General features: G+C 57.2%; 16 protein-coding genes. 5 read left to right on the forward strand and 11 right to left on the reverse strand.

Translation table 11 applies throughout. The features are described 5' to 3' along the window. From VEV40_RS16040 to VEV40_RS16065, 6 genes are all read right to left on the reverse strand, one after another. On the reverse strand, positions 1-758 hold a 758-nt coding region (locus tag VEV40_RS16040), incomplete at its 3' end, for an isocitrate/isopropylmalate dehydrogenase family protein (protein ID WP_324833768.1). Between the two features lie 180 nt (positions 759-938). After that, on the reverse strand, positions 939-1,424 hold the full coding sequence (nrdR, locus tag VEV40_RS16045) for a transcriptional regulator NrdR (RefSeq protein ID WP_324833770.1): 486 nt from the start codon (positions 1,422-1,424) through the stop codon (positions 939-941). A gap of 88 nt (positions 1,425-1,512) precedes the next feature. Further along, a complete protein-coding gene (locus tag VEV40_RS16050; protein WP_324833771.1) occupies positions 1,513-1,971 on the reverse strand; it encodes a DUF1440 domain-containing protein in 459 nt (152 codons plus the stop codon). Between the two features lie 126 nt (positions 1,972-2,097). Then, a complete protein-coding gene (locus VEV40_RS16055) occupies positions 2,098-3,180 on the reverse strand; it encodes a lysylphosphatidylglycerol synthase transmembrane domain-containing protein (protein ID WP_324833772.1) in 1,083 nt (360 codons plus the stop codon). 121 nt (positions 3,181-3,301) lie between these two features. Then, complete coding sequence (locus VEV40_RS16060) at positions 3,302-4,123, reverse strand: lytic transglycosylase domain-containing protein (RefSeq protein ID WP_324833774.1); 822 nt, start codon at positions 4,121-4,123, stop codon at positions 3,302-3,304. 5 nt (positions 4,124-4,128) lie between these two features. After that, positions 4,129-5,031, reverse strand: a complete 903-nt coding sequence (locus VEV40_RS16065; protein WP_324833776.1) for an HAD-IIB family hydrolase — start codon at positions 5,029-5,031, stop codon at positions 4,129-4,131. A 124-nt stretch (positions 5,032-5,155) separates the two neighbouring features. Here VEV40_RS16065 and VEV40_RS16070 point away from each other — a divergent pair, with 124 nt between their 5' ends. Next, positions 5,156-6,406 (forward strand): threonine synthase, encoded by a 1,251-nt coding sequence (locus VEV40_RS16070; RefSeq protein WP_324833779.1) that lies wholly within the window; start codon positions 5,156-5,158, stop codon positions 6,404-6,406. A gap of 68 nt (positions 6,407-6,474) precedes the next feature. Here the strand turns inward: VEV40_RS16070 and VEV40_RS16075 are convergent, their stop codons facing one another. After that, the gene (locus tag VEV40_RS16075) at positions 6,475-6,693 is read right to left on the reverse strand and encodes a hypothetical protein (RefSeq protein WP_324833781.1); all 219 of its coding nucleotides are present in this window, start codon (positions 6,691-6,693) and stop codon (positions 6,475-6,477) included. A 111-nt stretch (positions 6,694-6,804) separates the two neighbouring features. Between VEV40_RS16075 and VEV40_RS16080 the strand changes: the two genes are divergently transcribed. Both VEV40_RS16080 and VEV40_RS16085 read left to right on the forward strand, forming a co-directional pair. Continuing rightward, complete coding sequence (locus VEV40_RS16080; RefSeq protein WP_324833783.1) at positions 6,805-7,026, forward strand: hypothetical protein; 222 nt, start codon at positions 6,805-6,807, stop codon at positions 7,024-7,026. Positions 7,027-7,633: 607 nt separating this feature from the next. Next, a complete protein-coding gene (locus tag VEV40_RS16085; RefSeq protein WP_324833786.1) occupies positions 7,634-8,764 on the forward strand; it encodes a site-specific integrase in 1,131 nt (376 codons plus the stop codon). A 156-nt stretch (positions 8,765-8,920) separates the two neighbouring features. On the opposite strand, the gene VEV40_RS16090 is transcribed toward VEV40_RS16085, so the two are convergent. Beyond that, positions 8,921-9,100: a hypothetical protein gene (locus VEV40_RS16090; RefSeq protein ID WP_324833788.1), complete on the reverse strand. Its 180-nt coding sequence runs from the start codon at positions 9,098-9,100 to the stop codon at positions 8,921-8,923. Further along, positions 9,088-9,363, reverse strand: coding sequence for a hypothetical protein (locus VEV40_RS16095; protein WP_324833789.1), 276 nt, complete (start codon positions 9,361-9,363; stop codon positions 9,088-9,090). The genes VEV40_RS16090 and VEV40_RS16095 overlap by 13 nt, the downstream gene beginning before the upstream one ends. A gap of 171 nt (positions 9,364-9,534) precedes the next feature. Here VEV40_RS16095 and VEV40_RS16100 point away from each other — a divergent pair, with 171 nt between their 5' ends. After that, positions 9,535-9,951, forward strand: coding sequence for a helix-turn-helix transcriptional regulator (locus VEV40_RS16100; RefSeq protein WP_324833791.1), 417 nt, complete (start codon positions 9,535-9,537; stop codon positions 9,949-9,951). A 25-nt stretch (positions 9,952-9,976) separates the two neighbouring features. Here the strand turns inward: VEV40_RS16100 and VEV40_RS16105 are convergent, their stop codons facing one another. Together VEV40_RS16105 and VEV40_RS16110 are read right to left on the reverse strand one after the other, a co-directional pair. Further along, positions 9,977-10,294 (reverse strand): hypothetical protein, encoded by a 318-nt coding sequence (locus tag VEV40_RS16105; RefSeq protein ID WP_324833793.1) that lies wholly within the window; start codon positions 10,292-10,294, stop codon positions 9,977-9,979. Between the two features lie 578 nt (positions 10,295-10,872). Then, the gene (locus tag VEV40_RS16110) at positions 10,873-13,494 is read right to left on the reverse strand and encodes a glycoside hydrolase family 3 C-terminal domain-containing protein (RefSeq protein WP_324833794.1); all 2,622 of its coding nucleotides are present in this window, start codon (positions 13,492-13,494) and stop codon (positions 10,873-10,875) included. 595 nt (positions 13,495-14,089) lie between these two features. Here VEV40_RS16110 and VEV40_RS16115 point away from each other — a divergent pair. Further along, positions 14,090-14,416 carry a hypothetical protein gene (locus VEV40_RS16115; protein WP_324833796.1) on the forward strand — a complete coding sequence of 109 codons (327 nt, stop codon included), beginning with the start codon at positions 14,090-14,092 and terminating at the stop codon, positions 14,414-14,416. Positions 14,417-14,606 lie beyond the last annotated feature (190 nt).

A 14,606-nucleotide genomic window follows, 5' to 3' on the forward strand; every position in this document is an offset into this window, starting at 1 on the left:
AGGTTCGCGCCCGGGACCAGGCCAAGCCCGCCCACAAATGCCGCGCACAGATCACTGACAATATCACCGTACAGGTTCTCAAGCAGCAGTACGTCATACTGATACGGATTCATCACCAGTTGCATACAGGTGTTGTCGATAATGTGCTCGCCGTAAGTAATTTCATGGAAATTCTTGCCCACCTCCCGCGCGCATTTCAGAAACAGGCCGTCGGACATCTTCATGATGTTGGCCTTGTGGATCGCGTGAATCTTCTTGCGCCCATGCTTGCGCGCATACTCAAAGGCAAACTTCGCAATGCGCGTCGAGCCTTTTTCGGTAATCACTTTCAGCGATTCGACCACGCCCGGAACCACTTCATGCTCCAGGCCGACATATTCGCCCTCAGTGTTTTCACGGATGATGATGAGATCGACACCCGGATAGCGCGTTTCGAGTCCAGGCAGGTTCTTGATTGGGCGGAAGTTCGCATACAGCTCAAACTTCTTGCGGAGCGTCACATTGATTGAAGGAAAGCCGCCGCCCACCGGCGTCGTCACCGGGCCTTTCAATGCGAGCCGGTTGCGCTCAATCGATTCGTACAGTTCCTTCGGAATGTACTCCTTGTGCTTCTCAAACGCTTCCGCTCCGGCGGCGAAGCGCTCCCATTCAAATTTCACTCCCGTAGCTTCCAGAATGCGGACCACCGCATCCGTCACTTCCGGCCCAATGCCGTCTCCGGGAATCAACGTTACTTTGTGCGTCTTTTTTTCAGTCATAACTTCTCAAAAACAGCGAGTCAGCTAGTCAGTGCGTTTTCAGCGCAAGCAAGTCAGCACTTTCATAAAATTTGTCATCCTGAGCGAAGTGCGAAGTCAAAGAACCTGTTGTTTGCTTGTTCCGTCAATGCACCCTTTTCACCAACAGCCACACCAGTATGGCACTGACTTGCTGACTCGCTAACCCGCTGACTTGCTTCTTTTCCCCTGCTCTTTCCCGCTCAACAACTGCTCCAGCTCTTCCTTAAACTCGCGCACGTCCTTAAAGTCCCTGTAGACGCTGGCGAAGCGAATATAGGCGACCGTATCCAGCGCCTTGAGTTTGTTCATCAGCAGCTCGCCAACCTCGGTTGTCGTGCGCTCGCGCTCGGGCGAGTCCATCAGATAGCTCTCAGCCTCGTCCACCAGCGATTCCAGTTTGCCGGCGGAAATAGGCCGCTTCTCGCACGCATGCAGCAGACCGCTCAGGACCTTCTGCCGCTCAAACTTCTCCCGGCGGCCGTCCTTTTTCACCACCATGTAGGGGATTTCGTCGATGCGTTCATAGGTGGTAAAGCGCTTGTTGCAGCGCTCACACTCGCGCCGCCGCCGAATCGAATCGGCTTCTTTGCTCTCGCGCGAGTCCACCACACGGTCTTGCGCAAACCCGCAGTAAGGACACTTCATCTTGTCTGTTTCGATTCTAACAGTGGCTTTGAGTCAATTGGCGGGTGCCCCGTATCTCGAAGAGATGGGGGTTCTTGTTGATATTTCGTCAGAGTGCTTTTCGAGCCGCGCGTCTCACCGAATCGGTGATCACGCCGTACACCGCATGGGAAACCCATTCACTCATGCGTTCCCGCGTTGGCTGCCGGTCCGTTGGAGCAGACAAACCCATCTTCGGCAGCAGGGTTTCATGCGTGATCTTGTTCAGTGTGATTCCGAAGGCCCCGCCCCGCCATGCGCCCAGCGACGGCTCATACTCGACCATCGCTCCATAAACAGCTCCGGCGAGGGCCCCAAAGGCCCAGTGAATGCTTTCCATTGCAATTTTCTTTTCACCCGGAGCAAGCGGGTGTCCTGCCATCTGCTCGGCGAGCACCACCGGAGGCGGCGTCTGGCCCTCCAGACGCGGCGGAAAAATCTGCTCCGCCACCTGCTTTGCGCCAGCCCCGGCCAGCCCGCCAATCAGGCCGGCAAGCGCACCCTTCAGTACGGATCGTCCTCTTTCCATATCCGCTCTCCTGTCGGAATTGTCATCCTGAAGCGTAGCGAAGAATCTGCTTTTGCTCCGACAGCCTCCAAAGCAGAAATGCATGGAAGCCTTCAAAATTTAGATGCGTGAAAATGTGCTGACCCGCTAACCCGCTGACTCGCCAACCTGCTGATGCCCATGCTGCGCTGCAATCTCTTCGCCTGCGTGCTCACTTTCTTCCGTCACCTTCTTCAGCGACACCTGCTCGAAACGCGCCCATACGAGCCCCAGCGGAATCACGCTCAGGAACGTCACCAGCAGCAGCACCGCGCCGCATCCCAATGCCGGCTCCCACGGAACCCTAAAGAACGCCTGCATCGCCGCCGTCGTAAACCCGATCTGCGTAAACCAACCCACCACCGGCAGCGTAATCACCGAACTGCCCATGCTCGCCGCCATCAGCAGCATGCACTGCGAAAGATGCAGGTTGGCCAGAATCGGATCGGCGACAAATGCATGCGTCGTTTCCAGATAGGCAAAAGAAATCATGCTCCAGTGCACCAGTGAGATGAAGACCACCAGCAGCAGGTCGCCCAGCGAGCCAATGGCATTCAGCCCATCGCGAAAGCCCAGAATCTTGTCTTCAACCTGCTCGCCCAGCCGCGTAGAAAGGGCACCGAACGCCCGTCCGAGCATTCTCGCAACCACCTTGCCCGACACCCGCACAAATACCGTGAACAGCGCCAGAAAAACTGCAACCAGCAATCCGCCCAGCGCGGCTTTGTTGATCAGATCAGGCCGCGGAAGCGAGCGCCTGTCTGGCGCAAACAAGAGCACGATCGAGAAAATCAGCGCCATCGATCCCATGTCGAACATGCGCTCAACTGTGTACACCGCAACCTGCGCGCTCAACGGAATCTGCGTACGCCGCGAAACAAGATAAGGTCGTACCAGATCGGCGAGCCGTCCGAAAATAGCGACCCCGGTAAACCCAATCACCATCGAGCCAATCAGCTTGAAGGGCGAGACGCGCTTCGTAGGGCGCAGAAAAATCGACCACCGCGCCGCGCGCAGCACATACGCCAGCCAGATCAGGCCGATGCCTACGGCGATTCGAGTCCAGTCAGCCAGCTTCAACTGCTGCCAGAAAATGCCCCATTGAAAATGGATACGGTTCCGCGCCACCAGGATCACGGCCACCAGCGCCGCCAGAACCACCACCCACACAATCCAGTTCTTTTTCTTCAAACGTACTTCCCTTAAAGGATTGTCTCCTGAGCGAAGCGAAGGACCTGTTTTGTTTTTGCTGAAGCCAGCACGAATCGCGGGTGCCCATCCTTTCGCTTTTTGCGAAAGAGTGGGAAGGAAACTACCGTCCACCAGCCAGTTTCGCCACCGCCATCCGCTCCGCATAGCGTCGGTTAAACTCATGGATCACTCGCGCCACATAAGCCCGCGTTTCATGGTACGGAGGAATCCCATGGCAGCGGTCCACCGCCGCCGGACCCGCGTTATACGCCGCCAGCGCCAGCGCCAGGTTGTCGTGATACTTCTTCAGCAGCGCATCCAGATACGCCGTGCCGCCGTCGATGTTCTCGCCCGGAGCAAAGCTGTCACCCACACCTAAATTCCCCGCCGTTTTCGGCATCAGTTGCATCAACCCCTGCGCGCCCGCCCTGCTCACGGCATGAGGATTGCCACCACTCTCCGCCCGCACCACGCTGGCCAGCAGGTCCACATCCAGATCGTGCGCCTCGCCTGCCTTCGCCAGCATCTCACGCATCAGTTGCGGCGTGAGCTTCGCCTCCTCCGTTGGCGCGGCATGTTCTGGCGCTGGCGCATCCGCTGCAGGCGGAAGATCCACATGCTCGACGGCGGCAATTTCCCCGGCTCCCAGATCCACAAAATTCGTATTGCCAGAATCGAGATACAGCCGTACCCGGTCGCCATCGGCCTGCCGATGGTCGCAGATCAGATCAAAGCCATTCTTCAGCGTGACATGTTCAGCGGCACGGCAAACAGGTAGCCAGATAAGCGTTATAGTGGCTAGCAGAGCCACAACACCTAATCCGTGTTTGGAGCCTGCTCTGATCGTAGCCGAAATGTGGTGAGAGAGGGTTTCCTCTACGGCCCTCTGCGTAACCACAGCGTCCTCTGCGGTGAACCAATATTGCCCGTTGTCAGAACGCATGACGCTCACTCTACCACGCTCACATTCAACTGGTTGCAAAGAACATCCTCGATCACCTGGGCCACGCCGTCCTCGTCGTTGGCCGGAGCGATGCGCCATCCCCATGCCCGTCCCGACGCCAGCAGTTCTTGTGAAGCATTTCCCATCAGCACTGGATGCCCGGCAGACTTCAGCATTTCCGTATCGTTATAGTTGTCGCCGATGGCCATAATTTCTTCACGCAGGAGACCGCGCCGGCGGGCGAGCTTCTCCAGCGCCACACCCTTTGACCACCCCGGCGGCAGAATATCCAAAACGCTCAGGTCCCGCACCGGATACCGCGTCTGGTGCATCTCAATCCGCTCCGCGAAGGGGCTGTTCTCCAGCCATGCTTGCGCGCGATCCATCTCGTCCAGCGTTCCGCAAATCATGCCCTGTACCGGAGCCTCGTCCGCATCGAAGGCCCGTTCCAGCGGCCGCACTTCCTCAATCCACGACCGGTTTGCCTCGACCCACAGCGCAATTCGCGCATGAAGCTGCTTCAACGACTCAATCACCAGCTCGCCGCAACCGTCGCGGTCAAACGTAAACACCGTAGTCCCGCCAAATTGCCGCAGCGCGCCACAAAGCTCGCGTGCTCTCTCAACCGGCATTAACGCCCGCTCTATGCGCTCTCCGGCGAGCGTGCGCGTGACTGTTCCATTCGACGTAATCAGCACCGTCTCCAGCTTCAATCCGACCGGATGAATCAGCGGCGCGGCATACGCGTAACGTCGCCCGGTAGCAATCACAATCTCGATGCCCGCACTCTCAGCCTGACGCAGCGCCCGCCGGTTGCGCTCACTGATAATGGTGCCCGCCGAAGGCAGCAGCGTTCCATCAATATCAATGGAGATCAGCTTTATGGAGGAACTGCTGCGGGTAGGCAATTGGGACATTCCTTATCAGTTTACAAGGCCCGCCATTACAGGGCACAGTGCTTAGGTCTCAGGGCGCGTCAGCCACAATGCCATCATCATCTCCATGAAACCTATGTGGTTTATCCTTTGAAAGATGCCGCATATACAAAGCCTCGAATGTTCCCGCTGCCACGAACACGTCTCTGCCGACAAGTACCAGACCGTCTGCCCCAAATGCGCCGGCTCCCTCTATGTCCGCTATGACATGGACGCGTTGAAAAAGACCGTCCGCCCGAAACCTGGCGGCCTGCAGAGCATGTGGCGCTATGCGAGCGTCCTGCCGGAAGTTGCTCCCGTGACGCTGGGCGAAGGCTGGACGCCGATGCTTCCCAGCCGCCGCAATCCGAACGTCTTGATCAAGGAAGAAGCCACCAACCCCACCGGAGCTTTCAAGGCGCGCGGCATGTCGATGGCGGTATCCATGACGCGGCACTATGGTCTCCGGAAGCTGGCCGTTCCCTCCGCCGGAAACGCCGCCGGAGCGCTCGCCGCCTATGCCGCCGCTGCCGGAATCGAAGCGCACATCTTCATGCCCAAAGACGTGCCCTTCGCCAACTACCTCGAGGGGGTGGCCTACGGAGCCAACGTCACGCTGGTCGACGGCCTCATCTCCGACTGTGCCCGCATCGTAGCGGAAAACATACGGGCCCAGCGCTCCGATCTGGAAGCAGGCAGACTGGCTCCTGAAGATGTCTGGTTCGACATTTCGAGCCTGAAGGAGCCTTTCCGCGTCGAAGGCAAAAAGACCATGGGCCTCGAGCTGGTCGAGCAGCTTGGCTGGACCTACCCCGACGCCGTCTTCTACCCCACCGGCGGAGGCGTCGGCCTCATCGGCATGTGGAAGGCCTTTGAGGAAATGGAGCGGCTTGGCTGGGTGAGCGGTCCGCGTCCGAAGATGATCGCCGTCCAGTCCTCCGGCTGCGCGCCTGTGGCCAAGGCATATAAAGAAGGCGCCGATGTTTCCAAAATGTTCGAGAACGCGGCCACCTTCGCCGCCGGACTACGCGTGCCCAAGCCCTACGCCGACTACATCATCCTCGACATCGTCCGCGCATCGGGCGGCACCGTGGTCGATCTCCCGGACGAGACGATTCTTGCCTCACTCTTGGACTGGTCGCGCAACGAGGGCCTTCTGCTCTCGCCCGAAGGAGCCACCGCCACCGCCGCCTATGACCACCTCGTCGAAACCGGCTTCCTCAAGCGCAGCGACCGCGTCGTCATCTTCAACACCGGAGCCGGCCTCAAGTACGTAGACATGATCGCCGAAGCCATGAACCTTGCCCGCCCCGACACAAGTAAACTCCCGGAACGGGTTCCGGTGGGAGGCATCATCACGCCGCAGTAAGACAGGGATCAGGTCTCAGGGCACAGGTGACGGCATGACCACCCTCCCGTTTTCGGTAAGTTCTTCTTTCAGTTAGTGGTTACGTTGAACACATTCAAGCGTCGCCGGTGGGGGCAATCCCACATCTCTGCGAGATGTGGGGCACCCATGTTATCTGCACATGCGTAGATCTTGGGCAGGTTGAGAGTGGCGGGGTTGCCGGATAAGGTTTCTGGTTTTTCCTCATCTCCGTCCTGTGCGAGCCCTGCTTTGATGCGGGTCTCTTTTTCGGCTTTTTCGCGTTTCATAGCTTCGACTTCGGCGATCAGGATCTGGCCGAGGCTGGGCGGGCGCTTTCTTTCTCTCTCTTCTTCCGGGTCGAGGCTTTGCGTCTCCGGGCCAATGAGAGAGCCGTCTTCATGGCGATGGGCTTCGCAGACCGTGAGCGCCTGTTTCTGGCTCTCGGCGGTTTCGGCTTCTTTGGCGGCCAGGGCAGCGCGGGCACGCCAGTTCTGCGATGCGATCTGCAGTCCGTAGAAGAGGGCGCGGGCGCGCTTGGTGTCGATGGTGTTGGCAGCGAGGGCAAGGACCCACTTCAGAGATGGCGAGCTGGACAGCGTCGGCGTCTTCGAGCGGGGTGAGGTCGAGGACCTGGTCCATGGGTGCGATGTGTTTGTAGGGCGCGTTGGCGGGGGTGGGTCGATTGCGGGTGTTGGAGTGGAAGTAACAGAAGTTCTGGTCGCGGAGCGCGGGCGAGTGGCATTTCTTGCCGCTGGTGAAGATGTGACGGCATTCGTTGAACATGGTTGATGGCCCCCTATGGTTTGGGTAAGTTCTTGTTTTGGTTAGTGGTTATGAGGTTCAGGCGCTTCACCGCAGAGGACGCTAAGGTTCGCTGAGGTTTGCGGAGGTTTTTTGTTGCTTGTGAGGTTTGGTGGCCCCCCCTAGTCCGGGTAAGTTACTGTTGAGAGATGAGTTAGGGCGTTCTTAGAGCGCGGGGCTGAAGCCCCTTCGTTTGTTTGCTATTTCCACCGGGCTAAAGCCCGGTGCTTTTACCAGGAGGCGCTTCGCGCCTCTTTTGTTTTGGTCCAAAAACACGAAAGCCCGCCTGTTTGGCGGGCTTTTTCCCTCTATTTCTATTTCTTGGCTTACTTTTAGTCAAGTCTTTTAGTATTATGTACTTATGCTTTTCAAAAAGCACAAGTTGTATATTGTTTTGTACAAGAACGGAGACGGAGGCGACGAAAAATGGGACTCATAAAAAGAGGAAGAATTTGGTGGTATCGATTCAGTTTTGAAGGCCACCTGATTCAGGAGAGCACGAAAACGGACAACAAGAAGCTGGCGAAGATCGCCGAGGAGAACCGCCGCAAGGAACTTGTGGACAGCTTCATCGGCGTCAACAGCCGACGCGAGCGATTGCGATTGATCAAGGACATTGCTGGCGAATACGAGCGCGACTATAAGGCGAAGCATGAAGCGAGTGGTTGCGTCGTCTACGGCCTGAAGCATCTGACGCGTCTGCTCGGCAACAAGATGGTCGGCCAGATCGACATGCGCGCCGTGAATAACTATCAGGTAGCGCGCTTGGAAGAAGGCGCAACCGGATCGACGGTCAATGGCGAGGTGTCGCTGCTGTGCCGCTTCCTCGAAGAGCGCGGCGACATGCTGCGCGGCCAGCTGCGGCGCAGCCGGAGAATGAAGCTGCCTGCCAACGAGCGGGTCGGCAAGGCTTACTCGGTGCTGGAGCAGGACCGTCTGCTCGCCGCTGCGAAGGAAATCACGAAAGCGCCGTACTTCGCCTTCGCGCTGCAACTGGCGCTCGACGCTGGCATGCGCTCGAAGGAGATCAGGACGCTGAAGTGGGAGCAGATCGACTTCGTGCGGAACTCGCTCCGAGTCGGCAAGTCGAAGACGAGAGCAAGCTCTCACAGGTTCGTCCCGCTGAACGGAGAGTTGCTGAGTGCGTTCCTCGCGCACCGCGAATGGTACGCGAAGATGTTCAAGGACCTGAATCCCGACTGGTATATCTTTCCGTACGTCCGTCATGGCAAGTACGATCCGGCGCGGCCGCTCGCCACGCTGCGTCCAGTGTGGCTCAAGGTGCGTCAGGCGGCGGGCGTCAAGGGACGCTTCCACGATGCGCGGCACACGGTGGTCAGTCAGCTGGGCGAAACGGGCGCATCGACGACGACGATCAAAGCCTCGGTCGGCCACGTATCGCAGCAGATGCTCGATCGCTACTCGCATGCCAACCAGCATCAGCAGCGTTCGGCTTTCGAGAACATGGTCGAGTACCGCAACGCGAAGCGCGAACAGGAACTGCGCGCACAGCAGCAGTTCGAGAATCCGTCCCACAAGCCAGCGACGGTGAACTGACGATGGTCGGACGCTCCGATTCCGATGAACGCGTCAGCTTCGGCTGGCGCGTTGCTGTTTCGGCGGCGACCGGGGTAGGGCGGGTCAAATCTCTGTCGAGCGCGCCGCAGACCACGCGTCAAGTCACGCGAAAAAAAAAGCAGGTTTTGAAGTTTTTTAGTAGGTAAATTTTTCCGATTTGTTGTTGCGGTCAGAAACCCCTGCGTCAACTTTTTGACTAAGGGGTTTTTTCTTTCCGCGACCACCTTCAACGCCGCGAGCGGCCTGCTGTTTACCAGCTTCGATTTGCCGCAGCGCCGCTTCCTTCTCCAGCATCGGCAGCATCACGACCACCATCGCTGCCTTTTGACGTTGTAGAGCGGGATTTCAAAATCGATCTGGTGCAAGGCGGCGGGTTTTATCGAATCCGGCAACTCTGCCGATTCTGATACAACCGCGTTGATCGTTGGCTGTGGCACCCCGACTTCTTCCGCGATCTCTTCCTGCGTCCAGCACGCCAGTCGCTGTTCAGGGCAGCGGTGGATGATGGAGAGGCTGGTGGTGTAGTCGATTAAATCGGACGGCCAGTCGTCCGATTTAATCGCCACCTGAGCAGCCATGACCCAGTCCTTCAGGGTCGGTTCCTTTAGCCCCATACCGCGTGCGTAGTCATTTATGCCGTTCTTGTTCCCGCGCCCGGGCTTGCCGTTGCCCGCGATCTTTAGGACGTGCAGGCCGATTGTTACGCTCAGGCTGTGGACAGCACGAACTTACGACGTTACGTTCAGTGCATGGACGTTGACGAAGGACTTATACACGAAGGACTTCTGCTCTTGGGGCGCAACATCCGCGCGCGCCGCCTTGAGCTTCAGCTTACGCAGGAGCAGCTGGCCAAGCGCGCGCACTTCCATCGCAGCTACATCAGCGACGTCGAGCGCGCCGTCCGCAATCCTCTGGCGACGACGCTCATCCAGAGGGTCTTCACGTCGCCTTCGCCTCTTTTAGTTCGTCGCGAAGCTCGTCGACAGACCAGTCATTGTAGAGCGTCCTTGCGACCCACGTCTTCCACGTCGCTTCTGGCGCGCTTCCGACGCGCCGTGTATGTACGAGAGATGCTGAATGCGTCCCGGAGCTGTAAAGCGCGCTGCGATCAGGCGCTACAAGTGAGCAATGAAGTGATCGATTGCCTTTTTCTTTTCTGCATCTAGATCGATGTTATTTTCTTGCATAAATTTAAAGCAGTGCTTTTTGCGGCGCACTGGAAATCTTATCCGCGATTTTCAAAAGAAACTCTACCCAGTCGATTAAACCCTCATGTGTGACTTCGAGGCTGCGATAATGGCTTCCATGCTCAATGTCTACTATTGCGTCTGTTGATTGACTCAAGTATTTCAGCGTAAACACACCGCCATGATGCACCAGTAAGTTTCGATCATTCAAAAATTGTGAGTAGACTTCCATCTCATCTTTTGAAAACGGCGTGATCTTTAATAGGTCTAGGAATAATTCGTTTATCGTTTCCGCCGACCCAAAATCACGCTCTTCGGCCACTATGAATCCGAGCTTGTAGCTGAATGAGTGCGTGAGATGTAGCAAGCTCTTAGCGGAAATCTTGAAATCGCGATCATCAGGGAGAGTTCTGAGGAGTTGTGGGCAGATATTGATTGTTGCAGCAAATTGATCTTTGCAGTACGCCTCGAAATAAGCAGCAATGCAATCATGCAGACTTCTGATGTAAAAGTGAGCGGATTTCCATCATCTCGAGATGACAATCTCAATAGTTCGTTGATCCGCGTTCGGAAGAATCCTGCTGGAGGCTCAATACCGAATACCTTTACAAATCGAAGCGCTTCTGTTTCGCGCTTCGCGGTTTTTGCCGCGATTGCTTGCACCAGCGCTCACCAGCACTTCGCCAGCCACGCGCGTCTCCAGCAAACGCCTACTGCTCGCACCCGCCGCCTGTGCGCACCTTGTGGAATTATGCGTGGGCAGGAATCGATCTTGTTCGCGCCGCCGAATTTTCTTGAACGCGTTTATAACAACGCGCGCTCCGGGATTGTGCAGCACTTCTGCTCACCTTAAAACAGGTTTATGGTTAAGCAGAACGGATAGTGCGCGGTTTACCGAGCCTATTGCACCTTGATGCTCACCGTCGCCGTGTTATTGAACATATCCGGATCAGGCGTATCGGCCATGGTGGCCGCATTTTCGGTGATCACCGTGCCTAAGGGTGCTGTCACTCTGACCGTCAACCGTACCGTCCACGTAGTGTTCGGAGCCATGCTGCTGTTCTCATGGCAAACAATCTGGCCTGTTCTCATATAAGCCGGAGTTGTGCAGGTCCCTAGCCCCGCGGTACCGGAGATACGGACGTAATCGAAGGTCGTTCCTGCAGGCGTCTGCGTGTTCAACACTTCGTGATCAGCAATGGTCGGGCCCAGGTTCCAGACAGGGAAAGCATAGGTGAGCAGGTCGCCTTGATGAACGGTGGCCGGAGTAGGCCATATGCGCAGGGAAAGGTCGGCGCCGATGGTGAATGTCGACAACAGCGCCGTGTCGCTGGAAGAATCGCCAATATAGACCATGTACTCGCCGGGAGCGATCTCCCAGCCATTTGTGCTTGTGTTCCAGAACGAAAGCGGGTGCAACGATGCATCTGGATCAATATTGATGGTAACGTTGCGAGTTTCGTATGGGTCGAGCCACAACTTCTTCCAGCCTACTAGGCGCCTCGGCGGTTCCCCGGTTGTGGCGGGCAGACCGAGGTAAACCTGCGCGACTTCTGCGCCGCCGCGATTGCCTGTGTTAGTCACATCGAAGCTGACGTGGACTGTTCTCTCGTCAAAATTTCTCCAGTCACGCTCTCCATAACGCGAGTCACGCTCCACATCGAGGTTGGAGAACGAGAAGGTGGAGTAGGAGAGGCCGTAGCCGAAGGGGAACAACGGCTCTATGTTCTTAGCCTCGTACCATTTGTATCCGACGAGAAACCCCTCGGTGTAGTTGACGTTAAACGGGGACGGATCCGGACTAGAAGAAAACGGGATCTGCGGACGCGGCAGATCGTTCACGCTCTTCGGGAATGTAAGAGGCAATTTGCCGCTCGGGTTTATGTCCCCGAAGAGCAAATTGGCGATGACTTCGCCTCCGCGTTGGCCGGGATACCAGGCCTCGAGCACTGCGTTCACCTGGTCAATCCACGGCATCACAAGGGGACCGCCAGTCTCGAGCACGACGACGGTGTGTGGATTTGCTGAGGCAACCGCGCTCACAAGAGCGTCCTGCTGGCTGGGTAGATTGAGGTTGTCGAGGTCGCAGCCCTCCGCCTCCCACTGATTCGCGAAGACAATAGCTACGTCGGACTTTGCGGCTAGGGCCGCAGCGCTGGCCACGTTGCTGCCGTCGTCATACTGAACCAAGGCATGTGAGGCCTTGGATTTGATTGCAGCGAGCGGTGAAGAGGGATCCCAGATTCGCGAGCCGATGCAGGTAGTTGGGAAAGGAGGTGGGCCTTCGACTAGCGCTGGACCACCGGTTGGCCACACCTGTGCAGATCCTCCCCCGGAAATGACGCCGATATCCGCGTGCGAGCCAATGACGGCGATAGAGCGAATCTGGTGAGCATCGAGTGGCAGTTGCTGATTTGCATTTTTGAGCAGGACGGCTCCCTGTTCCTCCACTTCTTGAGCGATGGCTTGATCTTTCGTCTGATCGAGCGGATGAATGGTCTGCGGATAATCGAAGAGTCCGGCTGCGAACATGGCGCGCAGGATGCGGTGGACCATATCGTTGAGGCGACTCATGGGCACGATGCCGGCCTGCAGCTGGGCTTTGAGCACCGATGGATCGAAGAAGATTCCGGACGGCTGTTCCTGGTCCAATCCATGCAGGCTGGGCGAAACTATGGTTGAGGAGTTCGCCAGCATCACCGCGGTGGCGGTCCAGTCGGTCATGACGAAGCCCTTGAATCCCCAGTCCTTCTTGAGCACGTCGTTGAGGAGATGGTCATTCGCGCAAGAATATGCGGAGTTGACCAGGTTGTAAGCGCACATGACCGATTGCACATCGGAATCCTTGATGCCGATCTCAAAGGCAAGCAGGTCGCTCTCGCGCGCTCCGTGCTCGTCGATCACGGCATTTGCGTACAGGCGTTCGGTTTCCTGATCGTTGAAGGCGAAGTGTTTGATGTCGGCCATCACGTGCTGGTCCTGAACGCCGCGCAGGTGAGCCGCAGCAGTCACGCCGGCAAGTATGGGGTCTTCGCCCTTAGTTTCGAAGGTGCGGCCGTCCCGTGGCTCACGCGCGGTCATGTTCGTATTTCCGCCGAGATTGATGTTGATTCCGTAGGCTGAGAGTTCCCGTCCAATGACTCCACCGTAGGCGTAGCCGAGACGGCGGTTCCAGGTTGCGGTAGCGGCGATCGAAGAAGGCAGTGCAGTGGCCTGGCCTACACCCCAGCTGACACCGACACTACCGTCGGCCAAGTAAAGATCAGGGATGCCCAACCTCGGAATCCCAGGGACGAAGCCAGCGGCTCCGCGCGATGTAGTTCCAGTTGAGTTGGCGCCGTGGACAAGCTGGATTTTTTCATCGAGCGTCATCTGCGACAAGAGTTTATCTGCCCGCGTATCGGCGGAACTGTCGTACAGATCCCATGAAGCGCTATTGTCCTGAGAGAAAATCGTTCTGACGAATATATTTAGGAGAAAAAGAAGAAGCGCAGCGCGTGACCGATTGATACGAATGTTCATATCGATCTCCTGGGCTAAACTTCACTGGAGTTCTGCACCGAAAAGTGATTAAGAAATCCGCTCATTTCCGGTGGTGCAGCACCTACGAACAGGCTTGGAATCCGTAGCGGAGGGGTGGGATACTCCGAAGCACTCGACGTGGCGTCCGCAAACGGAGCCAGAGGTTCTTCGATTTGTGCTGGATTCGCCATTCGATTTGCGATCACGATGTCTTAGGGTCGCGAGGCAGCGCCACAGATCGACCAGGGGGAGGTTCCTGGCGCCAACTCGCAAAATCGTGCAGATGGCAGTGGGCCATTGGTCGGCCGAAATTAAAATATACCTGTGTGCATCGCCATGCAAGTTAATTCTTGATGGAGAGCGACGGGAAAATCAAAACGAAAACACCGAGCCGCTAATGACTTGGCGGAGACCGAGGGTGTGTGTCGGCCAACCGGGACCTTCGCGTACCACTTCGGTTATTTCCGCTTTGTTGAATGCAAAGTCGCAGACGAGCTCGAGGTGGGGGTGTCACGACCATCGCGCCGCTTGATGACCTCCGCACGTCGCGCATGGCGCGCAACGCCTTGGCCACGGTGAAGCGGTGGTCATTGCGATGCTTCTCAGCAAAGGCTTGCTCGGCCTGCGCACAAATGTCGCGACGACGTTGCGTGAATCGGTCGACGTTGGTGGTTATGGTTGCACAATCGCGCTGACTTGTTCGGCGAAGCTCTGCGCCAGCGCGAGGAAGCCGACGAGCATTTCGTTCTGCAACCGCTCCTCGTCAGTGTGGCCTTCGCAGTCCGGGTCGAAGCAGGCCCCGTTGAAGCAGTCCTCGCAGTCGCCGCCGATGCAGGCGGCGCAGGGACACTCGCAGTTCTCGTCCCTTATGCAGAAATTTCCTGAGCACTGCGTTCATGCTGCCCACCTGCTTCAATACTAATTAGTATGGTCCGCCGCCTCTTTCCTTGGGGGTATAAGAGGTGCAACAAGAGGCGGTCCATGGAACTCGACACGATTGGTATCGATCTGGGCAAGACAGTCTTTCACCTCGTTGGTCTGAACCGGGCTGGTGAGGTCGTAGTGCGCAGGAAGTGCTCACGGCTGCAGTTGCTGCGCTTCACTTCTAACCT

This window comes from Alloacidobacterium sp. (assembly GCF_035631355.1).
Classification (GTDB): domain Bacteria; phylum Acidobacteriota; class Terriglobia; order Terriglobales; family Acidobacteriaceae; genus Alloacidobacterium.